General features: G+C 69.0%; 25 protein-coding genes. 13 read left to right on the top strand and 12 right to left on the bottom strand.

Annotated elements, in window-relative coordinates; translation table 11 throughout:
* Nucleotides 1-36: 36 nt before the first annotated feature.
* Entirely contained in the window at nt 37-2,904 is a 2,868-nt protein-coding gene (locus F3H57_RS14580) for a patatin-like phospholipase domain-containing protein (RefSeq protein ID WP_149756655.1), read from the bottom strand.
* A gap of 261 nt (nt 2,905-3,165) precedes the next feature.
* Between F3H57_RS14580 and F3H57_RS14575 the strand changes: the two genes are divergently transcribed.
* The 4 genes from F3H57_RS14575 to F3H57_RS14560 are packed head-to-tail and all read left to right on the top strand — an operon-like array spanning nt 3,166 to nt 7,842.
* A complete protein-coding gene (locus F3H57_RS14575; RefSeq protein ID WP_149756654.1) occupies nt 3,166-3,816 on the top strand; it encodes a paraquat-inducible protein A in 651 nt (216 codons plus the stop codon).
* Nucleotides 3,786-4,448: a paraquat-inducible protein A gene (locus F3H57_RS14570; protein ID WP_188129698.1), complete on the top strand. Its 663-nt coding sequence runs from the start codon at nt 3,786-3,788 to the stop codon at nt 4,446-4,448. The genes F3H57_RS14575 and F3H57_RS14570 overlap by 31 nt, the downstream gene beginning before the upstream one ends.
* Nucleotides 4,445-7,279, top strand: coding sequence for an MlaD family protein (locus F3H57_RS14565; RefSeq protein ID WP_188129697.1), 2,835 nt, complete (start codon nt 4,445-4,447; stop codon nt 7,277-7,279). The genes F3H57_RS14570 and F3H57_RS14565 overlap by 4 nt, the downstream gene beginning before the upstream one ends.
* 5 nt (nt 7,280-7,284) lie before the next feature.
* Nucleotides 7,285-7,842: a PqiC family protein gene (locus tag F3H57_RS14560; RefSeq protein WP_149756651.1), complete on the top strand. Its 558-nt coding sequence runs from the start codon at nt 7,285-7,287 to the stop codon at nt 7,840-7,842.
* A gap of 28 nt (nt 7,843-7,870) precedes the next feature.
* On the opposite strand, the gene F3H57_RS14555 is transcribed toward F3H57_RS14560, so the two are convergent.
* The 3 genes from F3H57_RS14555 to pip all read right to left on the bottom strand — a co-directional run bounded on the left by F3H57_RS14555 (nt 7,871) and on the right by pip (nt 12,318).
* Nucleotides 7,871-9,460, bottom strand: coding sequence for a hypothetical protein (locus tag F3H57_RS14555; RefSeq protein ID WP_149756650.1), 1,590 nt, complete (start codon nt 9,458-9,460; stop codon nt 7,871-7,873).
* 131 nt (nt 9,461-9,591) lie between these two features.
* On the bottom strand, nt 9,592-11,145 hold the full coding sequence (locus F3H57_RS14550) for an ABC transporter substrate-binding protein (protein ID WP_149756649.1): 1,554 nt from the start codon (nt 11,143-11,145) through the stop codon (nt 9,592-9,594).
* A 204-nt stretch (nt 11,146-11,349) separates the two neighbouring features.
* Nucleotides 11,350-12,318: a prolyl aminopeptidase gene (gene pip / locus F3H57_RS14545; RefSeq protein ID WP_149756648.1), complete on the bottom strand. Its 969-nt coding sequence runs from the start codon at nt 12,316-12,318 to the stop codon at nt 11,350-11,352.
* A 52-nt stretch (nt 12,319-12,370) separates the two neighbouring features.
* Between pip and ubiG the strand changes: the two genes are divergently transcribed.
* Nucleotides 12,371-13,111 (top strand): bifunctional 2-polyprenyl-6-hydroxyphenol methylase/3-demethylubiquinol 3-O-methyltransferase UbiG, encoded by a 741-nt coding sequence (gene ubiG, locus F3H57_RS14540; RefSeq protein ID WP_149756647.1) that lies wholly within the window; start codon nt 12,371-12,373, stop codon nt 13,109-13,111.
* Here the strand turns inward: ubiG and F3H57_RS14535 are convergent.
* Genes F3H57_RS14535 through F3H57_RS14520 form a run of 4 tightly spaced genes read right to left on the bottom strand, consistent with a single transcriptional unit; the run spans nt 13,108 to nt 15,400 of the window.
* The gene (locus F3H57_RS14535; protein WP_149756646.1) at nt 13,108-13,554 is read right to left on the bottom strand and encodes a MarR family winged helix-turn-helix transcriptional regulator; all 447 of its coding nucleotides are present in this window, start codon (nt 13,552-13,554) and stop codon (nt 13,108-13,110) included. The two genes, ubiG and F3H57_RS14535, sit on opposite strands and share 4 nt — an antisense overlap.
* Nucleotides 13,554-14,387: a carbon-nitrogen hydrolase family protein gene (locus F3H57_RS14530; RefSeq protein WP_149756645.1), complete on the bottom strand. Its 834-nt coding sequence runs from the start codon at nt 14,385-14,387 to the stop codon at nt 13,554-13,556. The genes F3H57_RS14535 and F3H57_RS14530 overlap by 1 nt, the downstream gene beginning before the upstream one ends.
* Entirely contained in the window at nt 14,384-14,641 is a 258-nt protein-coding gene (gene grxC, locus F3H57_RS14525) for a glutaredoxin 3 (protein ID WP_149756644.1), read from the bottom strand. Before grxC ends, F3H57_RS14530 begins: the two co-directional genes overlap by 4 nt.
* Nucleotides 14,642-14,671: 30 nt before the next feature.
* The gene (locus F3H57_RS14520) at nt 14,672-15,400 is read right to left on the bottom strand and encodes a double zinc ribbon domain-containing protein (protein ID WP_223163094.1); all 729 of its coding nucleotides are present in this window, start codon (nt 15,398-15,400) and stop codon (nt 14,672-14,674) included.
* 18 nt (nt 15,401-15,418) lie between these two features.
* Between F3H57_RS14520 and F3H57_RS14515 the strand changes: the two genes are divergently transcribed.
* The 3 genes from F3H57_RS14515 to F3H57_RS14505 all read left to right on the top strand — a co-directional run bounded on the left by F3H57_RS14515 (nt 15,419) and on the right by F3H57_RS14505 (nt 18,416).
* Nucleotides 15,419-16,246: a methyltransferase domain-containing protein gene (locus tag F3H57_RS14515; protein WP_149756642.1), complete on the top strand. Its 828-nt coding sequence runs from the start codon at nt 15,419-15,421 to the stop codon at nt 16,244-16,246.
* 58 nt (nt 16,247-16,304) lie between these two features.
* Entirely contained in the window at nt 16,305-17,366 is a 1,062-nt protein-coding gene (gene hemH, locus F3H57_RS14510) for a ferrochelatase (protein WP_149756641.1), read from the top strand.
* Between the two features lie 219 nt (nt 17,367-17,585).
* Nucleotides 17,586-18,416: a C40 family peptidase gene (locus tag F3H57_RS14505; RefSeq protein ID WP_223163088.1), complete on the top strand. Its 831-nt coding sequence runs from the start codon at nt 17,586-17,588 to the stop codon at nt 18,414-18,416.
* 67 nt (nt 18,417-18,483) lie between these two features.
* Here F3H57_RS14505 and F3H57_RS14500 read toward each other — a convergent pair whose 3' ends face one another.
* Both F3H57_RS14500 and F3H57_RS14495 read right to left on the bottom strand, forming a co-directional pair.
* Nucleotides 18,484-18,678 carry a ferrochelatase gene (locus F3H57_RS14500; RefSeq protein ID WP_149756639.1) on the bottom strand — a complete coding sequence of 65 codons (195 nt, stop codon included), beginning with the start codon at nt 18,676-18,678 and terminating at the stop codon, nt 18,484-18,486.
* A gap of 153 nt (nt 18,679-18,831) precedes the next feature.
* The gene (locus tag F3H57_RS14495; RefSeq protein ID WP_149756638.1) at nt 18,832-19,428 is read right to left on the bottom strand and encodes a L,D-transpeptidase; all 597 of its coding nucleotides are present in this window, start codon (nt 19,426-19,428) and stop codon (nt 18,832-18,834) included.
* Between the two features lie 168 nt (nt 19,429-19,596).
* Here F3H57_RS14495 and F3H57_RS14490 point away from each other — a divergent pair, with 168 nt between their 5' ends.
* A complete protein-coding gene (locus tag F3H57_RS14490) occupies nt 19,597-20,151 on the top strand; it encodes a CAP domain-containing protein (RefSeq protein ID WP_149756637.1) in 555 nt (184 codons plus the stop codon).
* Nucleotides 20,152-20,169: 18 nt separating this feature from the next.
* Here F3H57_RS14490 and F3H57_RS14485 read toward each other — a convergent pair whose 3' ends face one another.
* Nucleotides 20,170-20,670, bottom strand: a complete 501-nt coding sequence (locus tag F3H57_RS14485) for a L,D-transpeptidase family protein (RefSeq protein ID WP_149756636.1) — start codon at nt 20,668-20,670, stop codon at nt 20,170-20,172.
* 109 nt (nt 20,671-20,779) lie between these two features.
* Nucleotides 20,780-21,997, bottom strand: a complete 1,218-nt coding sequence (locus F3H57_RS14480; protein ID WP_149756635.1) for a class I SAM-dependent RNA methyltransferase — start codon at nt 21,995-21,997, stop codon at nt 20,780-20,782.
* Between the two features lie 263 nt (nt 21,998-22,260).
* Here F3H57_RS14480 and F3H57_RS14475 point away from each other — a divergent pair, with 263 nt between their 5' ends.
* The 4 genes from F3H57_RS14475 (at nt 22,261) to phnE (ending at nt 26,314) form a co-directional block, all read left to right on the top strand.
* Nucleotides 22,261-23,412 carry a WD40/YVTN/BNR-like repeat-containing protein gene (locus F3H57_RS14475; RefSeq protein ID WP_149756634.1) on the top strand — a complete coding sequence of 384 codons (1,152 nt, stop codon included), beginning with the start codon at nt 22,261-22,263 and terminating at the stop codon, nt 23,410-23,412.
* Nucleotides 23,413-23,608: 196 nt separating this feature from the next.
* Nucleotides 23,609-24,433, top strand: coding sequence for a phosphonate ABC transporter ATP-binding protein (gene phnC / locus F3H57_RS14470; RefSeq protein ID WP_149756633.1), 825 nt, complete (start codon nt 23,609-23,611; stop codon nt 24,431-24,433).
* Nucleotides 24,434-24,490: 57 nt separating this feature from the next.
* Nucleotides 24,491-25,396 carry a phosphonate ABC transporter substrate-binding protein gene (gene phnD, locus F3H57_RS14465; RefSeq protein ID WP_149756632.1) on the top strand — a complete coding sequence of 302 codons (906 nt, stop codon included), beginning with the start codon at nt 24,491-24,493 and terminating at the stop codon, nt 25,394-25,396.
* Between the two features lie 63 nt (nt 25,397-25,459).
* On the top strand, nt 25,460-26,314 hold the full coding sequence (phnE, locus tag F3H57_RS14460) for a phosphonate ABC transporter, permease protein PhnE (protein ID WP_149756631.1): 855 nt from the start codon (nt 25,460-25,462) through the stop codon (nt 26,312-26,314).
* The last annotated feature ends 4 nt before the right edge of the window (nt 26,315-26,318 follow it).

Below are 26,318 nucleotides of genomic sequence, written 5' to 3'. Positions count from 1 at the left end.
TTCCGGAGTGGGACGCGGGGGTGGTCGGCGCCGGGTTCAGGGCTTGGGGCGGTAACTGTCGTTGGCGATGTAATAGGTGTCGCCGGGGGTTTCGAAGCGGGGGTCGGCGACGACCTTGTCGAGGGCGAGATCCTCGATCATCTGGCGGGCGATCGTGTCGCCCATGTCGCGGTAGGCTTCGAACTGTTCCGGGGTGAAGAACTGGTTCGAGGTGGGGTCGTAGGGAAAGTCCGCGTTGACGCCCTTGTAGCCTTTCGTCGTCGCGGCGACGTCGGGCACCATGGCCGACTTGAGGTAGACGATGAGGCCGCGTTCGGGCGGACTTTCGGGGCCGCGGTGGCCGGCCGAGGCGCGGTGGCCGTCATGGCCGGGGCCACGGGGATTGGCGTGGTAGGTCACAGAGGCGAGGAAATAGCCCTTCTCGGAATATTCGGCGCCCTTGGGAAACTCGCTCTCCGAGCCGCGCGCGACGAGGTCGGCCGGGCCTGTGTCGTGCCACAGATGGCGCTCGCTGGCCAGCCAGCGGTTGCGTTGCATGTCGAAGTCGATCTCGGCGCCGAAATCCTCGCGCACGCGGCGGATGGCGACGGTGAAGGACTTGTAGGAGGTCGTCGGGTCCTCGCCCGCCTCGCAGATCACGATAAGCTTGCAGCGCCGGCGGATCAGCTCGTAGAGGCCGAGATTCTCGAAATGCGCGCCGTCGCTGAGTTCCACGAAGGTCGGCGGGCGGGTGATGCGGCGCAGCTGGCGCGACAGCCAGGGCCGGTCGCACCAGTCCGGTTCGTCCGCGAGGCGGTCGGCGCGGCCGCCGAAATTGGCGAAGAACGCGCCGAGGAGGTGCCGCACCGGCGGATTGACGTGGTTACCGTAGGCGTTGAGGCGGGCCGGCCGCCAGCGCGGAAGGGGCGTCCAGCGCAGCCAGTAGCCGAGGCGCAGCGACAGCAGCGACATCGCCACGGTCACCACGGCGCGCGTCGTCGGCCCCTTTCCGGCGAAGCCGCCGCGCGGGTTGACCGCCGCGCCCGAGGCCGCGATGGCCGAGGCGAGCGTCAGCCTGCCGCCCGCGACCTCGGCGGTGCTGCGCCAGCCGGTGATGTCGGAGCCCGAGCCGATGGCCGACAGCACGAAGTTGTCGCCCTTGCGGCGCCGGGCGCGGGTGTCGGGGGTCCACCAGCACATGACGTTGGTGTTCACCAGGTGCAGCGGGCGCACGCATCGCCCGGTCCCGCGCAGGTCGGCGAGGCGCAGCCGGTCCGCCGCCAGCGCCGGGCGGGCGGGGCGCGCGAGCTTCATGTCCGGTTTGTCGGGGTCCCAGATCGTGCCGAGATCGGGCATGAACGCCTCGATCAGCCGGTCGCGGTAGTAGCGGCCGAGCGTGACGTCGTTGACGTTGCAGACCAGCGCCAGCGCAAGCGCTAGGACGAAGAGCGCGGCGGCGGTGCCGAAGCCGATCAGGCCGCGGCTGACATCGGCGGCGGCGGCATAGGAGAGGAGGATCACGCCGTAGACCAGCAGCGCCGAACCGGCGATCAGCAGGATCTCGGTCTTCTGACCGACCTCCTTGCCGAGCTTGGCGCGCAGATAGGCGAAGAGCGAGGAGCCGACGCCGATCAGCGTGGCGACGAGGCCCGGCAGCAGCCCGCCCTGTGCCGCCGGAGACGCGGCTTCCGCCTGTTCCCCCTCTCCGGAGACGGCGCGCCCGATCTCGTTCAGATGTTCCAGCACCCAGGGGATCGCGCCGAGCGCCAGGAGGACGAGCCCGGCGATCATCAGCCAGGCCGAGAACCCGGTCTGCCAGCGTCGCCAGGCGTAGTTGAAGCTCAGCGGTGTCTCCGGCTTGTTCGACCGGGGCACGCGGTTGCCGTCGGCCGGTGCGAAGCTCTTGAAGCGGGTGGAGATACCGAAAAATGCCATCAGCGCGATGATGAGGGCGAAGGCGCCGGCGCCGGCCGCGAAGATCCAGCCGAAGAGCGGGGTGGAGCCCTGGCCCGCCCCCATGGTGATGGCCAGATCGACCAGCCCGTTCCAGCCGGTCACGACCGCGTCGCGCACGGCGCCCGGAAGGCGCGACAGCGCGGTCCAGGCCTGATCCCACCGGTCCTCCGACCGGATCCAGGCCGAGAGGCGCGCGCCGAGGCCGGGCAGTGCCGGGCCGGCCACGTGCAGCGACAGGAGCGCGTAGAACAGGGCCGAGACCACGGACAGCCAGATGAAGATGTTGATCCCGATCGCGCGCAGGATGACGTAGACGCCTTCGGCCAGGCTGCGCAGGCCCGAAGGCATCAGATAGCTGATATTGGCGCGCACGTGGCGGATATAGGCTTCGTTCTGCGCGAGGTATTGCGACGGGCTCGGCCCCGGGTCGGCGGCGGTGCCGCAGCCGCACCAATGGGCGCGGCGGGCGTCCCGCCGCAGGTCCGGGGCGGTCCGGTTCTCGAGCGTCACGAACGGCACGCGCAGCGCGCGGCAGAGCTGGGCGCGTTGCGCGCCTTTCCGGGTTGGCTGCAGGTCCGGCGCCCCGGGCTGCGGCGTTCGGCCGAGCGGAGCTTCCTCGAGTGGCGCGCGGTCGCGCAGCCATTGCGAGACCGCCGCCGCCGCGTAGCCGCCGCCGGAGACCGACGACATGTAGTGCATGCGGTCGAAGATGCCGTGGCGCGCGAGGCAGCCGACCATGCCCATGCAGGTCACCGCCGAGCGCACTCCGCCGCCCGACAGGCAGATACCGTTGGGGCGTGCGCCCGCCGGGTCGCAGCCCAGCATCCGCAGTTCGGTCTCGTAGAGCCGGCGCCAGTCCACCGGTCCGCGACGGAAGCCGGGCTCGCCGGTGGCCTCGGGAAAGAGCGGGTCCGGCGGATCCTCGGGCGCGATGAGCAGGAGCCTACGCAGCCAATCGGGAAATTTCATCTTCGGCAATGTCCGTCGGGAAATCGAGATCAATACGACGTGCAGCCTGCCACAGGCGCGCACGCCCTGCACGAATTAATCCCGCACCGCGGGACGGGCGCTGACGGCGGGGCTGGTGAAACCGGACGCGCCGCGGCTCCGTATATACCCTTACCGGCCAGCGTCGCTTCGCGGCATCGCCGAGCTCAAGATGTCGCGCGCGGGTGGACATCCGGGGCAATTGCGCGAAGACTCACCGACGGTTCCTGGGAACGAAGGTCAATGACACACGTGCACACCGGCACCACGGCGCTCGGGCGTCCGCTCGAGGACCTGATCGCGTGCCCCTCCTGCGATGCGCTCTATGTCGCGCGGGTGCCCGAGACCGGGGGCCGGGCGGTGTGCGACCGTTGTCATACGGTCCTGATCGCGCCGAAGCGGCGGGCGGGGCTGCGGATCATCGCGCTGACGCTGGCGGTGCTGATCCTGGTAATCGCCGCGGTGTTCTTTCCGTTCCTGGAGATCCACCGCCTCGGGCTCGGCAATCGCGCGTCGCTGATCGATACGGCGACGGCGTTCTCCTCGGGGCCGATGGCGCTTCTGGGGCTGGGCACGCTGGCGATGATCGTCGTGCTGCCGCTGATCCGGATGCTGCTGATCCTCTACGTGCTGACGCCTGTGGTGTTTGATCGCGCTCCGTGGCCGCAGGCGCGGCGGCTTTTCCGCTGGTCGCAGCAGCTCAAGCCCTGGGCGATGGCGGAAATCTTCGCCATCGGTTGCGCCGTCGCGCTGGTGAAGGTGTCGGACCTCGCGCAGATCGGCTTCGGCCCCGCCTTCTGGATGTTCTCGGTTCTCGTGGTGATCGTGCTGTTCAACGACAACTACCTCTGCACATGGTCGGTATGGAAATCGCTGGAAACACCCCGAGACTGACCGCACGCGAAGCCGGGCTCGTCGCCTGCCGGTCCTGCGCGCGGGTCTGGACGCCCGACCACGCGCGGTGCGGGCGCTGCGGTGCGCGCCTGCAATCGCGCGACCCGGGCAGCCTGCAGCGGGTCTGGGCGTGGTGGATCGCGGGGCTGACCTGTTATGTGCCCGCGAACCTCTACCCGATGCTGATCACCGACACGCTGCTGCACGAATCCGCCAACACCATCGTCGGCGGCGCGGTGGAGATTGCCAGCCACGGCAGCTACGGCATCGCGGCGATCATCCTGATCGCCAGCGTGCTGATCCCGGTGGGCAAGTTCCTGGCCATTGCCTTCCTCGCCATCACCGCGCGCCACGGCAGCCGGGTCGACCCCGGAAAGCGCCAGCATCTCTACGAGATCGTGGAATTCATCGGCCGCTGGTCGATGATCGACGTTTTCGTGGTGGCGATCCTGTCGGCGCTGGTGCAGCTGTCCTCGGTCGCCTCGATCCATCCGGGGTCGGCGGCGCTGACCTTCGCGCTGTCGGTGATCTTCACCATGCTCTCCGCCCAGAGCTTCGATTCACGGCTGATCTGGGACGACGTGCGCGCCCGCAGGATCGCCGCCCGCCACAGGAAGGACGTATCCGCGTGACCGACGACGACACCAGGGAACTCGGCGAGGTTCCGACCGAGCCCGAGAGCCGCAGCGTTTGGAACAAGCTGTCGATCATCTGGCTCATTCCGATCGCCGCGCTCGCCATCGCGCTGGGCGCGGCGTACCAGAACTATGCCGGACAGGGGCCGCTGCTTGAGATCGCGTTCGACAACGCTGCCGGCATCACCGCAAACGAGACCGAACTGCGCTACCGCGACATCGGTGTCGGGCTCGTGGAGGATGTGGGGTTCGACGACGGGCTGGAGAAGGTCATCGTATCGGTGCGCGTCGAAAGCGAGATGGCCGAGTACATCGACCAGGACGCGCGGTTCTGGGTCGTGCGCCCCGAGGTCAGCGCGCGCGGGGTCTCGGGCCTCGATACGGTGCTGTCCGGGGTCTACATCCAGGGGGCATGGGACAACCAGGCGAACGGCTTTCACGGCGATTACGAGGGACTGGCCAGCGCGCCGCTGATCGGGTCCGAGGAAGAGGGCACGCAATTCGTGCTGACCTCGCCCGACGGCCTGCCGACATCCAAGACGCCGATCCTCTACAAGGGGGTCGAGGTCGGCATGGTCGATGCCGCAGAGATCGACGAGACCGGCGCCGGCGTGCGGGCCGAGGCGGTGATCTACGCCGATTACGCGGGGCTCGTCACCACGCAGACCCGGTTCTGGGATATCTCGGGCTTCAACTTCACCCTGGGCGCGTCCGGAGCGCGGCTGAACTTCACCTCCTTCGCCTCGCTGATCTCGGGCGGCGTGACCTTCGAGACCCTGTCCTCGGGCGGAGAGCCGCTGTCGGCCGGGGCGGAATACGAGCTCTTCCCCGACGAGGATTCCGCGCGCGACGACTTCCTTGTCGAAGGCGATGGCGCCACCGTCGACATGACGATGATCTTCGACGAGAACGTGTCGGGCCTGTCGACCGGCGCCGCGGTGGAGCTTGGCGGTCTGCGCGTGGGCGAGGTCGCCTCGCTCACCGGGCTGGTGGACGAGGAGCGCTTCGGCGACGACGAGGTGCGCCTGCTGGTGACCGCGCGGGTGAACCCGGCGCGGTTCGGGCTGGGCGAGGGCGCGGAGGCCGAGGCGCTCTACAACTACCTCGAAGGGCGGATCGCGGACGCCGGGCTGCGCGCGCGGCTCACCAACGCCTCCATTCTCACCGGCGGTCTGAAGGTGGAACTGGCCGAGGTCGACGGGTCCGAGCCGGCAGAGCTCGACCGCGACGCCGATCCCTATCCGCGCCTGCCCACGGCCCCGGCGAACATAACCGACGTCACCGCGACGGCGCAGGGCGCGCTGCAGCGCGTGGCGGACCTGCCGATCGAGGAGGTCATGCAATCCGCGATCGGTCTGATGAACCAGGCCACCGCGCTGATCGGCAACGACGATCTGCAACAAAGCCCGGGCGAGCTGCGCGGTATCCTGTCGGCTGTCCGCAGCCTGACGCAGAGCGACCGGATGCAGGGCATTCCCGATCAGGTGTCGGAGCTGATCGCCCAGCTTCAGGACACGACCGACGTGCTGAACGGCGTGGTCGGGCGGATCGAGGAAGAGGACACCGTGGGAGAGCTGACCGCCGCGATCTCCACTATCGGGACCGCCGCGGAGGACCTGCCGGGGCTGCTGACCGAGGCGCAGTCGCTGGTGGAGAACGCGAACGCCGTGCCGCTTCAGGATTTGTCCTCCGAGGTCTCGACGCTGCTGGCGGCGGCGCGAACCCTGATGACCGAGACCGAGACCCTGATCCAGAGCGACGACGTGCAGGGCGTGCCGACGGAACTGCGCGGTCTGCTGTCTTCCGCCCGCGGGGTGGTCGAAAGCGAGGGCGTGCAGGGGCTTCCCGACGATGTCGCCGCGCTTCTGGCAGAACTTCAGGGCACGAGCGCGTCGCTCAACTCCGTCGTCACGCGGATCGAGGACCAGAACACCGCCGAGACGCTGACAGAGGCCGTCGCGTCGATCGGGCGCGCGGCGGACCGGCTGCCCGCGCTTCTGGACGAGACGCAGGCGGTGATCGCCGGCGCCGGCGACGTGCCGTTCGACCGCATCTCCTCCGAGGTGTCGGAGCTTCTGCGCGCGGCGCAGACGCTGGTCGGGCAGATCGAGGGGCTGGTGGCCAGCGAGGACGTGCAGGGCGTGCCGGCCGAGCTGCGCGGCATCCTCGCCTCCGCCCGCGGCGTGGTCGACAGCGAGGAGATACAGCGGCTGCCGGCCGAGATCGACGGCCTCGTGACCGGGCTCGGCGAGGCGAGCGACACGCTCAACCGCCTTCTGGCCGAGGTCGAGGCGCAGGACGCGGTGGGCAAGCTCGTCGCCGCCGTGGAAGACGTGCAAGCAGCGGCGGACGGTCTGCCGGCGGTCGTGGACGAGGCGCGCGGCATCCTCGAGAATGCCGGGCAGGTGCCGCTCGACCAGCTCACCGCCGACGTCCAGGACCTGGTGAATTCGGCCGACGCGCTGATCGACCAGGAGACGACGCGCGCGCTGCCGGGCGAGCTCAATGCCGCGCTGACCGATCTGCGCGCCACCCTGACGGAACTGCGCGAAGGCGGGCTGGTGGAGAACGCCAATGCCACGCTCGCGTCGGCGCGCGGCGCGGCGCGGTCGATCCAGGATGCGAGCGAGACGCTGCCGGCCCTGTCGGCGCAGCTGCGCCAGCTTGCGACGCAGGCGGGCACGACGCTCGGCAATTACGACGAGAACGCGGCCTTCACCCGCGACACCCGCGCGGCGATCCGCCAGGTCAGCGAGGCCGCCGAAGCGGTCGAGCGGCTTGCGCGCACGATCGAACGCAATCCGAACTCGCTCATTCTGGGACGGTGATGGACATGAACTGGACGACCCCCCTCGGCGCGCTGGCGCTGACCGTGCTCGCCGCCTGCGGCGGCGGCGACATCCGCTACGCGACACCGCCATCGGCGCCCGAGGCGCGCGTCGGATCGGCCTACGCGACCCTTGAGGTGGTGGAGGTGCAGCTGCCCACCTACGCCGCGTCAGAGGATATCTTCGTCGCGGATGCGGGCGGGGCGCTGACCGCGCTCGGCCCGCTCTGGGCCGACGATCCGGCGCGGGCGATGACATTGCAGCTTGCCCGCGACCTGTCCGCGATCACCGGCGCGCAGGTGGCGCCGGAGCCGTGGCCGTTCCGAGACTATGCCGCCGCCAAGCTCGACGTGCGGCTGGAGGACATGCTGGCCACGGCGGCAGGCACGTTCCGCCTCTCGGGGCAGTTCTTCGTGGCCCCGGACGATGGCGGCCGCGACCGTTCCGGCCGTTTCGCGATCGAGGTTCCGCTGGCCGAGGACGCGGACGCCGCTTCCATCGCGGCCGCGCGCAGCGCCGCGGTCTCGCAACTGGCCGAGGACATCGCGCGCCGCGGGCTCTGAGCCGTCGGCACCGGTCCGGAGTACCGGGTCAGAGCAGCCCCCAGAGATCGGCCGCCTCGATCATGTCGGGGGATGCGCCGCCGATGTCGGACGGGGCGTCGTAGAGGCGCAGTGTCTCGATCCCCGCGACGCTCAGGCCGAGCCCGGGGATCTTCCAGTGGCCGAGCGCGATGTCCCAGGCCGACCGCCCCACCTGCGCCGCCTCGAACGCGGACACCGCCTCGGGCGTGGCGGCGAGGTAGAGCGTGTCGGCGCCGGTGCCACCGATCATCGTATCCGCATCGTCCGGCGCGCTCCGTCCGGTCCAGACGAAGACGTCGTCGCCGCCGCGGCCGAGATGCAGGTCGGAGCCGGCGCCGTCGATCAGCACGTCCGGGCCATGTCCGCCCTTTGCCATGTCGTCACCCGGCCCTCCGGCGATGAGGTCCTTGCCGTAGCCACCGTACAGCGAATCGTCGCCCGACCCGCCGGACAGGATGTCCTTGCCGCCGCCGCCGAAGACCGTGTCGTCGCCGAGTCCTGCAAGCGCGATATCCGGCCCCCTGCGCAGCGCGACGATGTCCGACCCGCCGTTGGCGAGCACGAATTCGTCGCCGTCGCCGAACAAGCCGAGCGTCCCCAGATCGCTCCGGACATGAGACTCGCGGGTCAGCCAGGCGTCGCTGTAGACGGCAATCAGATCGTGCATCGCTGTGGTCGGGTGCAGCTCGTCATAGAACTGCACACGGTCCGGCGGGAGGTCCGCCACCTCCGGGTTGCGGGGGAAACCGAGCGTCGGCGGGCCGCCCGGGCTGGCGGGCGGCCCGATATCCGGATCTGCGCCGGAGCCGAAGAGGATCGGTCCCTTGGCGGTGAAGCCGAAAGCATCGGGGTCGGCGCCGAGCGCGCGTGTCAGGGCGGCGAAGTCGATCACCGTGCTCGGGATGCCCTCGTCGGCGAAGTCTTTCGCGATATCCTGCAGTCCCGACAGGTGCAGGCCGATCAGCGTCTCGAGGGCGACGCGGACCGGGGCGCCCAGCTCCGCGGTTCCGGGGACGAAGGTGGTATCGGGAAAGCCGTAGAAGATCAGCGTATCGGCGGCGCCGGCCTCCACGACACGTCGCGCCGCGTCGGCGGTGCTGTCGAGGATCCCTCCGACCCGAGCGATTGCGTCGAACACCAGTGCCGGCGAGCCGGTGTCGAGCGCCGCGAGATCCAGCAGGCCGATCAGGAATGCCGCGGCAGTGTCAGGCTGGCCGGGGGTGGCGAGGAAACGGTCGACCTGTCCGCCCAGGTTCACGTCGACTGAGAGCTCAGACCGATCGGCATCGTTCCGGAGAAGCGGTGCGATAGGCGCGTCGTCGAAGGGTGGAGCTGGACCGTCCAGCTCCAGAATCTGCCACAGCGGCCGTGTCCCGATGGCACGGGCTCCCGAGACCGCAAAGACCTCGGCCCCGACGCCGACGAGTGTTGGCAGGGTCTGGCTGTAGACCGGCCCGTTGGACATGACCCCGGCGTAGCCGGCCCCGGCCAGCGGGAATGGAATCTGCAGCACGGCCCCGGTCAAGCGCTGGATTTCTCCGGCGTCGCTGAGGCTGTCTCCGAAGATGGCGAGGCGCTCGAAGTCGAGTCTGGGCATCGGGGCAATTCCTCGGGCAACGACCGGCCGCAGGCCGCCGGTCAACAATGTCGCCCGCGCGGCCTTCACGCAAACCCGGATCGACGACCGCCCCGCCAATCGCGGCGGAGCGCTGGATCAGTCCGCCGGGGTCAGACCTTCCACCACCGCTCGGCCTGGCGGGAATTATCCATCTGCCAGAGGTTGCCGATCTGCTCCGGTGTGCCGACGTCGTTGGACAGCGCGTCAACCCAGTTGGCGAACATCGGGATGACGACGCCGCTGTCGTCGCGCAGGATCTGCTGCATCTCGGTGTACATCTCGCGGCGCCGGACGGTGTCGAGAGTCGCGCGCGCCTCGACCAGCATGGTCTGGAAGCGCTCGCCGTGCCCGCCGCCCCACCGGCTGTCGTTCCACGCCACGCCCTGCTGATAGGCGGAGGAGAACATCCAGTCTTCCGTCGCGCGGCCCGACCAGTAGCTGGCGCACCACGGTTTTCTGAGCCAGACGTCCGACCAGTAGCCGTCCGCCGGTTCCTGCACGACGTTGATGTTGATGCCGCCGGCCGACGCGTTCTCCCGGTAGAGCTGGGCGGCGTCGACCGCACCCTCGAAGGCCGCGGAGGCGGCCGAGAGGGTTACGTCGAGCGAGTCCATTCCCGCCAGCCTGAGGTAGTATTTCGCCCGATCGGGATCGTAGGGGATAGGATCGAGCTCGGCCATGTACTGGTTCGCCGGGCCGATCGGGCTGTCCCTGGCGACCCTGCCGTGACCGGAGAGGATCTTCGCGACCATCTCCTCGCGGTTGATGCCGTGTTTGAGCGCGCGGCGCACGTTCACGTCGTCGAAGGGCGCGACGTTGGTGAGCATCGGGAAGGTGTAGTGCTGGTTGCCCGTCACCTCCTGCACGCGCAGGTTGGGATTGGCGCGCAGCAGCTTTTCGGACTTGAAGTCGACGCGGTTGATGCCATCGACCCGGCCGGTCAGCAGCGCGTTCATCCGCGCGGCGGTGTCGTTGATCGCGATGTACTCGACCTCGTCGACCCAGCCGGCCTGCCCGTCCTTGTAGTGGCCGTCGACGCGGGTGCCGACGAAGCGCACGCCGGGATCGAAGCTTTGCACGCGGTAGAGCCCGGTACCGATGCCGTTCGCGATGGCCTCCTCGATCTGGCCCGCCGGGTAGATCAGCAGGTGATAGTCCGACATCAGGTAAGGGAAGTCGGCGTTGCCGGCGTTCAGCACGAACTGAACCTGGTGCGCGCCCAGCTTCCTGATCTCCGTGATCGGTTCGACCAGCGGCGTGGCGCCCGATTTCGCGCCTTTCGCGCTGTGCATCCGGATCGACTCGATGACGTCGTCGGCGCCGAAGGCCTTGCCGTTGTGAAAGCGCACGCCCCGGCGCAGATTGAAGGTCCAGGTCTTCGCGTCGGAGGAGGCTTCCCAATCGGTCGCCAGCTCCCCGACAAGGCTGCCGTCGGCGGCGACCTCTGTCAGGCAGTCGAACACCGCGCCTTGCGCGGCGGAGACCATGAAAACGTCCGCATGCCTGCGCGCGTCCCAACTGTCGGAGGTGTTGGCGCCGGACAGGCCGAGAACGAGGCGCCCGCCCCGCCTGGCCTCCTGCGCGCGGACCGGAAGGCCCGTGGCGGCGAGCACGCCGGCCGCGGCGCCGTTGCGCAGGAGGCCGCGTCTCGAAATCCTGGTCATCTGTCGTCGTCTCCCTGTTGGTCCCGCGGGCAGGCGGCCCACCAACCACCGCCAACGCTGTCGCGCCCTGGGCGAAGAGGACTTGCGCAACGACGCGGTTTACTGTGGACCCGGACCCGGGGCGGGGCCTGATACGATCATCTCCGGCAACTGTAGTCGCTGGCCGGGCAAGCGCAATGTCCCCGACGCGAGAGAGGCGCGTCGCTACTGGGCCAGTTCGTCCATCGCCCGCACAAGTTCCGCGCTGATGCCCGGCTCGGACAGGGCGTGGCCGGCATTGCGGATCATTCGCAGGTCGGCGGTGGGCCAGGCCTTTGCCAGCCGCCAGGCGCGCACCGGTGGGCAGATCATGTCGTAGCGGCCCTGGACGATGGTGCCGGGGATGTCGGCGATGCGGCCTGCGTTTTTCAGGATCCACTCGTCGCAGTCGAGAAAGCCGCGATGGGTGAAATAGTGGTTCTCCAGCCGCGCGAAGGCGCGCGCGTAATCGCCCGGCGCCTCGCCCCCGTGGCCCGAGGAATGGACCGAGGCGAGCGCGTTCTCCCACGCCGACCAGGCGCGGGCGAAGCGCGTTTCCATCCGGATGTCGCCGGAGAAGAGCCGCCGGTGATAGGCGGCGATCATGTCGCCTCTCTCGTCCTCGGGGATGAGATCGGTGAACCGCGCCCAGGTCTCCGGCCAGAACAGGCCGGCGCCGCCGCCGTAGAACCAGTCGAGCTCCGCCTCCGTCATCAGGAAGACGCCGCGCAGGACCAGCGCGCGCACCGCCTCGGGGTGGGAGATGGCGTAGATCAGCGCCAGCGTCGCGCCCCAGGAGCCGCCGAAGACGACCGTGGGGCCGAGCTCCAGCGTGTCGCGGATAAGCTCGATATCGGCGACGAGATCCCATGTGGTGTTGTTCTCCACGCTCGCATGCGGGCGCGAGCGGCCGCAGCCGCGCTGATCGAACAGGATGACGCGGTAGACATTGGGGTCGAAGTAGCGGCGCATCGCCGGGGAGCAGCCACCGCCGGGGCCGCCATGAAGCACGATCACCGGCTGGCCATGCGGATTGCCGCATTGCTCCACGTACACGCTGTGCCCGCCGCCGACGTCCAGCATCCGCTGATCGAACGGGTCGGCGGGAGGATAGAGATATTGCACCGCGCGCTTTTGACCGAGCTCTTTGTCCATGCCCAAGCTATATGAGAAACAAGGCCCCGAAGACCATGGGAAATGCACGGACATGACAGAGACGAGCGTCGACGCGGCAGAGATCGCGAAGTTCGAGGCGATGGCCGCAGAGTGGTGGGATCCGAGCGGCCAGGCGGCGCCGCTGCATGCGATGAATCCCTGCCGGCTGGACTACGTCGCGGCGCAGATCGCCGGGGAGTTCGGCCGCGACCGGGGCGCCGCGGCGCCGCTCGGGGGCCTGCGGGTCCTCGATATCGGTTGCGGCGGCGGACTTCTGTCCGAGCCGATGGCACGGCTCGGCGCGGAGGTCACCGGAATCGACGCGGGAACCGAGACGGTGGCGGCGGCCGGCGCCCACGCCCGCGCCGGGGGGCTCTCCATCGACTACCGGGCGGAGACGGCCGAGGCGCTGGCCGAGAGCGGGGCGGCGTTCGACACCGTGCTGGCGATGGAGATCGTGGAGCATGTGCCGGACCCCGAAGCTTTCCTCGCGGCGGCCTGCGGCCTGGTGGCGCCGGGCGGGCTTCTGATCGTCTCCACGCTCAACCGCACGGCGCGCAGTTTCGCCGCGGCCATCGTCGGGGCGGAATGGGTGATGCGCTGGCTGCCGCGCGGCACCCACGACTGGAACCGTTTCCTGACGCCGGACGAGCTTGCGGGGATGATCGAGGCGGGCGGCTGCGAGGTCGTGGACCGCAAGGGCATGGTCCCCGATCCGCTGCGCGGCGGCTTCCGGCTGGCGCAGCGGGACCTGTCTGTGAATTACGTGATGACGGCGCGGCGCCCGGCCTAGGCTTCGGGCTGCGCCTCGAGCGCCTGGCGCAGGGCGCGCAAGGCCGGGAGGGCCGCGCGCAGGCGCGTGTCGTCCAGCGCCGCGGTCGCCTCGGTCAGGACGGGCGCGATGGCGGCGAGCGCCTCGTCGCGGGCGCGGCGGCCGGCGGGGCTGATGGCGACAAGCTTGCTGCGGGCATCGTCCCAGTCGGGCCGGATATGCACGTAACCCGCCGTGTCGAGCCGGGTGAGCGTGTTGGTCATCGCCCCGCGCGTGAGGTGGAGCATCCGCGCCATCTGCGCCGGTGTGCGTTCCCCGCCCGACCGCGCGAGCAGGTTGAGCGCGGAGAAATGCGACAGCTCCATTCGCGCGGGCAGCACACGGGCGAGCCGGCTCTTCAAGAGCTGGTCGGCGGCGAGGATCTCGCTCACGAGCGTGATCGTGAGGTCTTGCGTGTCAGCCATCAGGGCCCCGTGAAGGCGCGGTCGTGCGTCAGGGACGGCACCTTGGCGCGCGCGTCCCGCACAGCATCCTGGTCGATGTCGACGAAGGTGACGCCGGGCTCCGTGCCGGCATCGGCGATGACCTCGCCCCAGGGCGATACGGCGAGGCTGTGCCCCCAGGTCTGGCGCTGCCGGCCGCGGCTGGCCGCATGCGTGCCGGTCTGTGCGGGGGCGAGGACGTAGGCCCCGCACTCGATGGCCCGCGCCTGCAGGAGTGGCGCCCAGTGCATCGGCCCGGTGCCGGGAGAGAAGGCCGCCGGCACCGTCAGGATCTCCGCCCCCGCCTGCGCGAGCGCGCGGTAGAGATAGGCGAACCGCACGTCGTAGCAGACGCTGATCCCGACCTTGCCGAAGGGCGTCTCTGCCACCACCGCGCTATCGCCGGGCGCATAGCCGGCGCTTTCGCGATAGGTCTCGGTCTCCGACACCTGCACGTCGAACATGTGCATCTTGTCGTAGCGCGCGGCGATGGCGCCCTCGGGCGAGACGAGGAACGACCGGTTCACGAAGCGCTCCTCCGGCGGATCGGCCTTGAGCGCGAGCGAGCCGATCAGCAGCCAGATGCCCAAGGCCGCAGCGTCCTCGCGCAGCCCGGCGAGCGTGGCATCCTCGCCCTCCGTCCGAAGCACCGCGTTCTGGTGCGTGCGGCTGGCCGAGACGCAGTTCGTGACCTCGGGCGTCAGTACGAAGCCGGCACCACCTTCGGCCGCCCGGCGGACGGCATCGCGCGTGCCCGGCAGGTTCGCGTCCGGATCGTCCGAGGACGTCAGCTGGATGAGCGCGGCGCGGCTCACGCGGCGAGCAGCGGGTCGAGCTTGCCGGCGCGGTCGAGCGCATAAAGCTCGTCGCAGCCGCCGACATGGGTGTCGCCCACGAAGATCTGCGGCACTGTCCGGGCGCCGCCGGCGCGCTGGATCATCTCGGGCTTGCGGTCTGGCGCCTGCAGCACGTCGATCTCGGTGAAGGTCACGCTCTTCTGGGTCAGCAGGCGCTTGGCGGCGTGGCAGAAACCGCAAAGCGGCGAAGTGTAGATTTCCACGGGTTGCATCGGTCGGATCCTTGTCGCTTTGCCCCAGACTTAGGCGTCCTTGCCGACGCGCGCCAGTGCAGCAACGCAGACCTCGGTTGCGCCAGCCTCATGCATGGCCTCCGTGGCCGCCGCGAAGGTGGCGCCGCTGGTCATCACGTCGTCGACGATCAGCACGGGGCGCCCGGCGATGCGGTCCCGGCGCGACCGCGTCACCCGGATCGTCCCGTCGAGCGCCGCGAAGCGTTCCTCGCGTGTCTTGCCGTCGAGGCTGGGGGTGCGCGCCGTCCGCACCAGCGCGTCGGCGAGGACGGTGCATCCGGTTTGCCGTCCGAGCGCCAGCGCCAGCAGCGCAGACTGGTTGTAGCGCCGGCGCAGCAGCCGCAGCGTATGCAGCGGCACCGGCACGATCACCGTGTCGGGGGTCAGCAGCGGCGCTGCGCTGCGCGCGAGCCAGTCCGCGCCGGGCCGCGCGATATCGTGGCGGTCGCCATGCTTCAGCGCCAGCACCATCCGGCGCGCCGATCCAGAATAGAGCATCGCCGCTCGGCCCCGCGCCCAGGGCCGCGCCACGCGCAGGCAGGTGTCGCAGAGGGCCCGGTCCCGGTCTCCCTCGCCGGGCAGCGGCGTGCCGCAGGCATCGCAGACCAGCCCGGTGATGAAGGGCGTTTCGGTCCAGCATGGCCCGCAAAGTCCGAAATCGCTGTCCACCCGGCCGCCGCAGGCAAGGCAGGCCGGCGGGTAGATCAGCCGGATCGCCGTTTGCAACCGTTCCGCCAGCACCCTATCTGCCCCCTGATGACCGAGGTTCCCGTCCTGACCGACCGCGCCGCTCTGGCGCGCAACCGCGACCGTGCCCGCGCCGCCGCCGCGCCGGCCCTCTTCCTGCACGAGCATGCCGCCGACGATCTGCAGGATCGGCTGGAAGTGGTTAACAGAACCTTCACGGCGCCGGCGGTCGTGACGCCTTTCCCCGAGGTCTGGCAGTCCCGCCTGCCCGAAGCGACGATCGTGCCCGATGACGAGACGCTGGCCCTCTCGCCCGGGGGGCACGACCTGGTCCTGCACGCGCTGTCGATGCACTGGGCGAACGACCCCGTCGGCCAGATGATCCAGAGCCGCCGGGCGCTGAAACCCGACGGGCTGTTCCTCGGCGCGGCCTTCGGCGGGCGGACCCTGCAGGAGCTGCGCGCCGCCCTCGGCCAGGCGGAGGTGGAGGTGACCGGCGGGCTCAGTCCCCGGATCGCGCCGATGGGCGATATCCGCGATCTCGGTGCGCTCCTGCAACGGGCGAGCCTCGCCCTGCCGGTCGCGGACGGTTTCACGCTGACTGTCACCTATGGCGATGCCTTCGCCCTCATGCGCGACCTGCGCGCGATGGGAGAGGGCAACGCGCTTGCCGCCCGTCTGCGGCACCCGACGCGGCCTGCGGTGCTGCGCCGCGCTGCGGAGATCTATGCCGAGAGCTATGCCGGCCCGGACGGCCGCGTGCCCGCGACGTTCGAGATCGTGGCGCTCACCGGCTGGGCGCCGGACGACAGCCAGCCGCAGCCGCTGCGCCCCGGGTCGGCGTCGCACCGGCTGGCCGAAGCGCTGGACACGGACGAGACCAAGCTGCGCGATTGAACCGGCGCGCCGGGTCGTTACGTAGGAGTGGTTGGGGAACAAGGACGGGAATGAACTGATGCTGGATACATCCAAGGCCGCCACGCGACCGGAGCACGCGCCCGCAGACCATCCGAAGGTGGCAGCCGGCAAGGTCGGCATCCTGCTCGCCAATCTCGGCACTCCGGATCATTACGATTACTGGTCGATGCGGCGCTACCTGAGCGAGTTTCTCTCGGACCGCCGGGTGATCGACTACTCGCCCTGGCTGTGGCAGCCGCTCCTGCAGCTCGTGATCCTCAGCAAGCGCCCCTTCGCCAGCGGCGCGGCCTACAAGTCGATCTGGAACGAAGAGGCGGGCGAGAGCCCACTGATGACGATCACCAAGGCCCAGACGGCCAAGATCGCCGAGTCGCTTCACGATCTGCATGGCGACCGTGTCGAGGTCGATTTCTGCATGCGCTACGGTAACCCGTCGACGCAGTCCAAGGTGCGCAAGCTGGTCGAGGCGGGGTGCCGCAAGATCCTCTTCTTCCCGCTCTACCCGCATTACGCCGGGGCCACCTCGGCCACCGCGAACGACGCCTTCTTCCGCGCGCTGGAGCAGGAAACCTGGCAGCCGACCTCGCGCACGGTCGATCCCTATTTCGAGCATCCGGCCTATATCGAAGCGCTCGCCCAGTCGATCGAGCGCAAGTATGCCGAGATGGACGAGAAGCCGCAGATCCTCGTCTGTTCCTATCACGGCGTGCCAAAGCGCTACCTGATGGAAGGCGATCCCTACCATTGCCAGTGTCAGAAGACGACGCGCCTTCTGAAGGAGCGGCTGGGTTGGGCCGACACCGAGATCACCACCACCTTCCAGTCGCGCTTCGGGCCCGAGGAATGGCTGAAGCCCTACACCGTGGAGGAGGTCGCCCGTCTCGCCAAGGAAGACGGCAAGACCAACATTGCCGTCTGCGCCCCGGCATTCTCGGCCGATTGCATCGAGACGCTCGAGGAGATCAACGAGGAGATCCGCGAAAGCTTCGAGGAGGCAGGCGGAAAGACTTTCACCTACATTCCCTGCCTCAACGACGACGAGGCGCACATCGCGGCGTTGACCCGGGTGATAGAGGAGAATCTCGGCGGCTGGCTGTAGGTTCGGCGATCGGTCGCCCCTGCCAGCGAAGGGGCGCGGTTCGCCCGCCCTATGGCACGGGGATGCCGCCGGCGGGTCTTACTTTCGGCCGGTTCGCGCGGTGACGTGATCGCCTGCGCAACGGGTGCGCCCGCGGCAGGTATCGGTTCCGAAAGGGTTCGTACCTAGATTCAGGTCATGGGCGCGCCGCTTGTGCGCCGTTGCAGAAGGACGAGCCACGTGACCGATACGATCCGCACCCGCCTCGATGCCGCCCTGAGGTCTCTCGGGCTGTGGCTGGCCGCGCGGATCACCCGCAACGACGCCGCGGGCGGCAGCCACGTGCCTTCCGACTTCGCCCGCCTGCGCGAGGCGTTGCAGCCGGGGGATGTGCTGCTCGTCGACGGGCAGTCGCTGGTCGGCCAGACCGTGAAGTACCTCACGCAGTCGACATGGTCGCATGCCGCGCTTTACGTGGGCGACGCCGCCGCCCTCGGCGCACCGACCGACGCGCGCCACGAGCTCGTCGAGGTCAATCTCGGAGAGGGCTGCGTTTCGGCGCCGTTGTCGAAATACGCCAGGTACCACACCCGCATCTGCCGTCCGGTCGGGCTGTCCGACGCCGACCGTGCGCGCGTCGCGCAGTTCATGACCGAGCGGATCGGTCTGCGCTACGACATGCGCAACATCTTCGACCTCGCCCGTTACGTGATGCCGAAGCCGCCGCTGCCGGGGCGCCTGCGGCGCCGGATGCTGGCGCTCGGGTCGGGCGATCCGACGCGGGCGATCTGTTCGTCGCTGATCGCGCAGGCGTTCCAGACCATCGGCTACCCGATTCTGCCGCGCGTGCGCGAGGTCAAGCTGCGGACCCGTGACGACGCGACCCGGAGGGAGCTTCTGCACATCCGGCACCATTCGCTCTACGTGCCCGGCGACTTCGACCTCTCGCCCTATTTCGAGATCGTCAAGCCGCAACTCGCGGCCGGATTCGACCCGGGCCTGCTGGCCTGGGCGCACCAGGTCCCGGACGAGGTCGGCGGCGCGGAGGCGCTGCAATTCGTGGCGGAGTGAACCCGGAACGAAAAAGGCGGCGCCGAAGCACCGCCTTCCACCAGCGTCACGCGTTGTCGCGCGTCGATCAGTCCGATGCCACTGCGGCAGCGACCAGGGCCAGCATGATCAGCGGCACGACGATCGCGGCCGAAGAGGATTGCTGTTCGGTTTCTTCCACGACCACGACGGGTTCCATGACCACGTCGTCCTTTGCGTAAGAGCCCGCGAACGCGGACGTGCCAGCGGCGGTGATTGCGGCTGCAAGAGCGAGTTTCTTCATCTTGTTCCCTCCAGATGACGGCCAGCGCCCGCAACCGTAACGGCCTAAAGCGGCAGGCCCCAAAGATTTACCTCGTGAGTCGTTCTAAGCAGCAAAACCATGCGCAGGCAATTTCGCCGCCGGGAATGACGCCCTCAAGCACCGCGTGTGTCGTCAAATAAGCAACACCTGTGTGCCCACCTGGGCAAGCTGGTACAGCTCTTCGATGTGATGGTTGTAGAGGCCGATGCAGCCGTTGGAGGAGCGGCGCCCGATCTTGCGTGTGTCGTGCGTGCCGTGGATGCGGTAATATTGCCACGATAGGTGCAGCGCCCGGGTGCCGAGCGGATTGTCCGGCCCCGGTCCGACATAGTCCGGCCATTCGGGATTGCGCTGCTTCATCGCCGGCGTCGGACGCCAGTCGGGCTCGGGGTCCTTCAGGGTCACGCTGGTGCGCCCGCGGCGCGTCAGGTCCTCGGTCAGCGGCACAGACGTCGGGTAGAGCTTGTATGTCTGCCGATCCTCACCCCAGTAGTGGAGCGCGCGCGAACGGATATCGACAAGGATCGCACCCTTGTTGAGGTTCGAGAAATAGGGTTGCCAGTCCAGTGTACGGAAACTCGACACGTTCCGGCGCACGATGGTGGACAGGTCGCGCTCCACCTCTGTTGTGCCGGGTCCGGTCTGGGCCAGGGCAGGGGCGGCGAGGAATGCCGCCGTACCGGTCAGGAAGCCGCGCCTTGCAAGGCGGTTCTGTGTTTTCTTCTTCATGACGTCGTCTCCGGATCGTCCAAGCATACAACGAATGGGTTATGGCGCGCTGGCCGCGGTCGCAAATCAAACGCCCGTCATCGGGAAAATCACGGCGATGTGGGTTTGAATGGCAACTTATACAGCGATATGGCGTTTGTTAACACAACGACAACAGGTGGACAGGCCATGACACGTTCCATTCTCCTCGCATCCGCGGCGGCTCTCACGCTCGCGGCCTGTGCGCCAACGATCACCACCAGCACGACGGCGACCGGCCCCGACGGCCAACCGCTCAAGGTCTACAACCTGGCGGGCGTGAGCGATTCTCAGGTGTCTTTCCGCATGCTCGACGCGGTGAACTCCCTGCGCCGCGACGCGGGCGTGGGCGAGTTGGAACTCAATTCCCAGTTGCGCGCGGCAGCCGCGACGCATTCGCGGGACATGGCGGTGCAGAACCGCCCCTGGCATTTCGGCTCCGACGGATCGTCGCCGGTGGACCGTGTCCGGAGCGCAGGATACAACGGGGAGCTCGTCGGCGAGGCGATCTCGGAGACTTACGAGACCGAGCTTCAGACGCTCGCCGCGTGGATGGACGAAGCCAATACCCGCGACGTTATCCTCGATCCCGAAGCGCGCGAGATGGGCTTCGCCTGGCACCAGGAATCCAACGGCAAGATCTGGTGGACGCTGGTCACCGGCGCGCCGGGTGGCGGCGGCGGTACCGTGACCGCCGCGCTCTGAGGGCCGGGGCGCCCCGCCTCAGGGCGTGATGACGATGGGGGTGCCGTCCTTGACCATGGCGTAGACATGCTCGATCTGCCGGTCGGTCACGGCGATACAGCCCCAGGTCCAGTCCTGTTTGCCGTTGATGTTGCTGCCTTTGGGCGGTCCGCCATGGATGAAGATGTCGCCTCCCGGGCTCTTGCCCATGGCCAGGGCGCGGGCGATGTCCTGCTCGTTCGGATACGACAGGCCGATCGACAGGTGGTACCGGGAGTTCGGGTTGCGCTTGTCGATGTAATACAGGCCTTCGGGCGTGCGCCCGTCGCCTTCGATCTGCTTGTGCCCGGCCGGCTGGAAGCCGAGCTGTATCGGGTATTGTTTCAGCATCCTGTCGTGATGCAGCAGGTACATCCGCCGACTGGACTTGTCGACGAGCACCTGTGTGACCTCCGGCCCGTTGTAGGTCCGGAATTTCGTGCTGCAGGCCGAAACCGCAAGCGCGGCCCCGACCAGCATCAAAACCTTGATGAGACGCATGTGAGACTGCCCGCTCTGCCCGCTCTATTTTTGCGGCGAAGGTACTGCAGATCGGCACGCGAGCCTAGCCGGAACGTAACCCCGATCACGCAGCGGTGAGCGGGCCGGGTCACGTTCGCGACAGCTGCGCCACGATCTCCACATGCGCCGACCAGCGGAACTGGTCGACCACCTGCAGCCAGTTGATGCCGTAGCCCGCGCGCGCCAGCGTGGCGCAGTCGCGGGCGAAGGTGACCGGGTTGCAGGACACATGGGCGATTCGCGCCGGTCCGGCCTCTGCCAGCTCGGCGATCTGCGCCTCGGCGCCGGCGCGCGGCGGGTCGATCACCGCGGCGTCGAAGCGGGCCAGATCGACCGCGGGCAGGGGATTGCGGAACAGGTCGCGCGCCTCGGTCGTGACCTGCCGCAGCCCGTGGGCGTGGCGCCAGCCCCGGTCAAGCGCGGCGAGCATGTCGCGCCCGGCTTCGACCGCGTGCACCGACGCCCGGCTCGCCAGCGGCAGCGTGAAGGTGCCGCAGCCGGCGAACAGGTCGACGATGTGACGCGCGCCGTCCGTCGCTTCGGCCACCGCGTCCTGAAGCGCCGCCTCGCCTTCGGGGGTCGCCTGCAGGAAGGCGCCGGGCGGCGGCACCACCCGCGCGGTGCCGAGTTTCACCGCCGGCGCGCGCCGCTCCAGCGTCTCGTCCGCGTCCCAGCTCAGGCGTGCGAGATCGTGATCGCGGGCGATGTCGGCCAGCGCGCTGCGCAGCGCGGCATCGGCCGGCTTGCCGCCGGTGACCGCGACGTCGAGCCCGTCGGCACTCCGGGTGATCTGCACCGCGATCTCGCCCTTGCGGCTGGCGCCCAGTCGCGCCACCGCCTCGGCCAGGGGCAGGGCCCCGGCGATGTCGGGATGCAGCACCCGGCATTCGGGGATGGCGACGATCTCATCCGACCGCTTGCGGTGAAACCCCGCCAGCGCGCCCGTCTTGGTGCGCCGCGCCGAGAGCGTGGCGCGCCGCCGGGTCTGCGCTGGCGAGGTGGCCACGGGGCGCATCGGCGCGGTGAGCCCGTGCGCGGCAAGCGCGGCGCGCACCACGTCCAGTTTCCACGCGGCGACGAAGCCGTCCGAGGCGTGCTGAAGCTGGCAGCCGCCACACGCCCGCGCATGCTTGCAGGGCGGCGCGACCCGGTCCGCCGACGGCGTGACGATCTTCGGCGCCGGGATCGTGTCGCCCTCCAGCGCGCCGGAAACCTCCTCTCCGGGGAGCGTGCCGGGTACGTAGAGCGGCCCCGGCGCGATGCCGTCGCCGCGATGGCCGAGCCGTTCGATGAAATGCGTGGTCATGCCGCGGTGATGGCGCGAATTGCCTCCCGCGTCGAGAGGGTGGTCGTCTCAGCGCGCGCAGAGCCGCTCGGTGGCTGCGCGAGGCCGCGGGCCGGTGAGGTCCAGCAAAAGATGCAGGCCCGGGGCGCGATCTGGCATCGGAAGGTCCTGTCGGGTCAGGCCGGACCCTGGGCGGGTTGGCGCCGGGTCGGAACGGATCGCCACGTCGCGGGCCGGATTCGTGTTACTCTGCCTCCGGGCGAAGCGGTGCGGGGTCGGGTGCGATGACCGACGTGACGGTACTGGTGGGAACGACCAAGGGGGCATTCCTGATCGTCGGAACCGCGGACCGGCAGGACTGGCGCCTGCGCGGCCCGTTCTGCGACGGCTGGGCGATCAACCACGTGATCGGGGATCCGCGAAGCGGCGTGCTCTGGGCCGGCGGCGGCGGCGAATGGTCGGGCGCCGGAGTCTGGCGGTCGGCCGACGGCGGCGACAGCTGGACGCTCTCCAAGCTTTCCGACGGCAGCATGGACGCCTGGATGCGCGAGGACCCAAACACCGCGCAGGCTCTGGGGTTCATGAGCTCGCCGCCCGGGCCGCATACCGGCGTGGTGGAGGCGATCTGGTCGCTCTCCCGTGTCGGCGACCTCGTCTATGCCGGGGGCAAGCCGGCGCAGCTCTTCCGCAGTGCCGACAACGGCGAAAGCTGGGAACTCGTCGAGAGTCTCGCGCAGCATCGTGAGCGCGAAAGCTGGAACCCGGGCGCAGCAGGCCTCACCCTGCACACGATCCTGTCCGCGCCGGACGCGCCAGAGCGCATATGGCTGGGCATCTCCGCCGCCGGCGTCTTCGCCTCCGAGGACGGTGCGGAAAGCTGGGAGCGCCGCAACCGCCGGTCGAACGCCGTGGCCGCGCCGGCCCATCCGGCGGGCGGCGACGGGCAGCAGATCGGGTTCTGCGTGCACAACATGGTCCGCGCACCGGGCGTGGGCGACCTGATCTACCAGCAGAACCATCACGGTGTCTTCCGCTCGCGCGACGGCGGGCGCAGCTGGGACGACATCACCGCGGGCCTGCCCTCTACCTTCGGGTTTCCCGTTGCGGTGCATCCGCACGATCCGCAGACGCTCTGGGTTCTGCCGCTCAACGGCGACAGCGCCGGCCGCTATCCGCCGGGCTCCGCGGCGGCGGTCTGGCGCTCGCGCGACGGAGGCGAGAGCTGGCAGGCGATGACGGACGGTCTGCCTGCGCGCGACTGCTTCTTCACCGTGCTGCGGCAGGCGATGGCGACAGATCGCGGCACCCCGGCCGGGGTCTATTTCGGCACCAACAGCGGCTCGGTCTTCGCCTCGACGGACGAGGGCGAGAACTGGTCCGAGATCGCCCGTCATCTGCCGACGGTCCTTTGCGTGGAAACTCTGGCGCCCGCCTGACCAGAACGCGCTCCTTATGCCCCGGCCCGCTTCTTCATCTGGCCGGATAAACTCCGGGGAGCGCGAGGGGGCGGCCCTCGCTCCCTCTTCCAGCAACCCGCGCCGCGCGGCCGGTCATCGTTACAGAACTTTTACGGAACCGTCACGAACAGGTTGCCCGCGACCCTCATACGCCCCCCAGCATTCAGGGGGACGCATGCTCGCAATCGAAGGCCTGACAAAGCGCTTCGGCACCAATACCGCCGTGGACGCCGCCAGCTTCACCGTCGACGAACCGCGGATGATCGGCATCATCGGTGCGTCCGGGGCCGGCAAATCGACCATGCTGCGGATGATCAACCGGCTGACCGACGCGACCGAGGGGCGCGTCGCGTTCGAGGGCCGCGATGTGCTCACGCTGCGCGGCAAGGCGCGGCGCGACTGGCAGTCCGACTGCGCGATGATCTTCCAGCAGTTCAACCTCGTGCCACGGCTCGACGTGGTGTCGAACGTGCTGCACGGCACGCTCGGCCGCCGCTCGACGCTCGCGACGATATTCAACCTCTTCCCGCGCGAGGACATCCACCGCGCCATCGACATCCTCGCGAGGCTCGGCATCGCCGAGCACGCCGCCAAGCGCGCCGAGGCGCTGTCGGGCGGCCAGCAACAGCGCGTCGCCATCGCCCGCGCGCTGATGCAGGAGCCGAAGATGATCCTCGCGGACGAGCCCATCGCCTCGCTCGACCCGATGAACGCGCAGACGGTGATGGAGGCGCTGCGCCGCATCCACGAGGAGGACGGCCGCATGGTGATCGCCAACCTCCACACGCTCGATACCGCGCGGCGCTACTGCGACCGGGTGATCGGCATGCGCAAGGGCCGCATCGTCTTCGATGGCGCGCCGGAACTGCTGACCACCGGCGCGGCGCGCGACATCTACGGCGCCGGCGCGGATTTCTCCGAGGAGGCGACCTCGACCGAGATCCGCGAACGCGAGCCCTACGCGGAGGCCGCCCTGCGCGACGCCGAAGCGACTGTCTGAGACCCGTTTCCACCACACCGGTACCCGGGACAGGGCCGGCAACCAACGGAGAGTACCATGAAGAAACTGATCGCAGCCGCGCTCGCGACCACCGCGCTGACCGCGCCCGCCTTCGCGCAGGAGATCGACGGCTTCAACATCGGCATCCTCGGCGGCGAGAACGCGCAGGATCGCCTGAACTCCTACCAGTGCCTTGCCGACTACACCGAGGAAGCGCTCGGGGTCGACGTCAAGCTCTTCGCGCCGGCCGACTACAACGGCGTGATCCAGGGCCTTCTCGGCGGCACCATCGACATGGCCTGGCTCGGCGCGTCGGCCTACGCCGCGACCTACCTGTCGGACCCCGAGGCCGTGGAGCCGGTGTTGGTGAAGATCAATCTCGACGGCTCCTACGGCTACCACTCCATCGGCTTCGCCCGGAAGGATGCCGACATTGCCTCGCTCGAGGACATGGAAGGCAAGGTCTTCGGCTTCGGCGATCCCAACTCCACTTCGGGCTACCTGATCCCTTCGATCGAGATCCCGCAGGAAGGTGATGCGATCACCATGGAGCCGGGCGACTACTTCCAGGACGTCGTCTTTACCGGCGGTCACGAGCAGACCATCGTCGCGGTGAACAACGGCGACATCGACGCCGGCGTGACCTGGGCCGACGGCCAGGGCGACTGGGCCGACGGCTACAACTCGGGCGCGCTGCGCAAGGCCGTGGACGCCGGCCTCGTCGACATGAACGACATGGTGGAGATCTGGCGCTCCAAGCCGATCCCGGAAGGTCCGGTCGTGCTGCGCAAGGCGCTGCCCGACGAGGTCAAGGCCACGATGACCGAACTCGTCGACGGCATTTACGATCGCGACCAGGACTGCGCCTACAACATCGCCGCCGGCGAAACCCTCGGCTTCGATCCGATCGATCACGACGCGTACCTGTCGATCATCGAAGCGCGCAAGTCGCAGTCGAACTGAGCGCGACGCACCATCCGGGCCCTGCCGCAGACGCGGCGGGGCCCATCATTTTCCGGGGGCACAATGGCCTACGTCGACAGCGATTTCCGCGCCCACTACTTCGAGATGCTGCGCCGAAAGCGGCTCTATTCCGGCATCGTGCTGGCGATCTTCGTGCTGCTTCTGGCCTCGGGCTTCCTTCTGGCGAATGACCGCAACGCCGGCGGCTTTCTTCAGGGAATGCCGCAGGTGCTCGACTTCCCGGCCGACGTCGTGGCCGACGCCGCGCCCAAGGTGGCGGAGCTGCCGGCCCACCTCGTCACCTATTTCCCGGCCCTTCTGGAGACGGTGAACATCGCCGCGGTCTCGACGCTCGCGGGGGGCGTCCTCGCGATTTTTGTGTCGCTCCTGTCGACGCGGGGCCTTGCGCGGTTTCCGCGCCCCATTCCTGTCTTCCGCCGCTTCATGGACCTCTGCCGCGCGATCCCCGAGATCGTGATCGCGCTCATCCTCATCTTCGTGCTCGGCGGCGGGCCGGTGCCGGCGATGATCGCCATCGCCTTCCACACCATCGGCGCGCTCGGCAAGCTCTTCTCCGAGGTCAACGAGAACGCCGACCTCAAGCCGGTGGAGGGCCTGTCCTCCGTCGGCGCCAGCTGGATGCAGCGTATGTGGCTCGGCGTCGTGCCGCAGGTCGCACCCAACTGGCTGAGCTACGCGCTTCTGCGGTTCGAGATCAACGTGCGCGCCTCCGCCATCCTCGGCTTCGTCGGGGCCGGCGGCATCGGCTACGAGCTGAAGAACACGATGTCCTGGGGGCAGGGCAAGTTCGACGAGGCCGCGGCGATCTTCATCCTGCTGTTCCTGACCATCGTCGTCTTCGACCAGCTGTCGAGCGCGGTGAGGAACCGACTGACCCACGGGAGGGCCGTGCTGTGAGCGA

Origin of the sequence: Roseivivax sediminis, from assembly GCF_900112685.1 — a bacterium.
Taxonomy (GTDB): domain Bacteria; phylum Pseudomonadota; class Alphaproteobacteria; order Rhodobacterales; family Rhodobacteraceae; genus Roseivivax; species Roseivivax sediminis.
The sequence above is the reverse complement of the archived record's forward strand: the minus strand, read 5'-3'. Positions and strand labels throughout refer to the sequence as shown.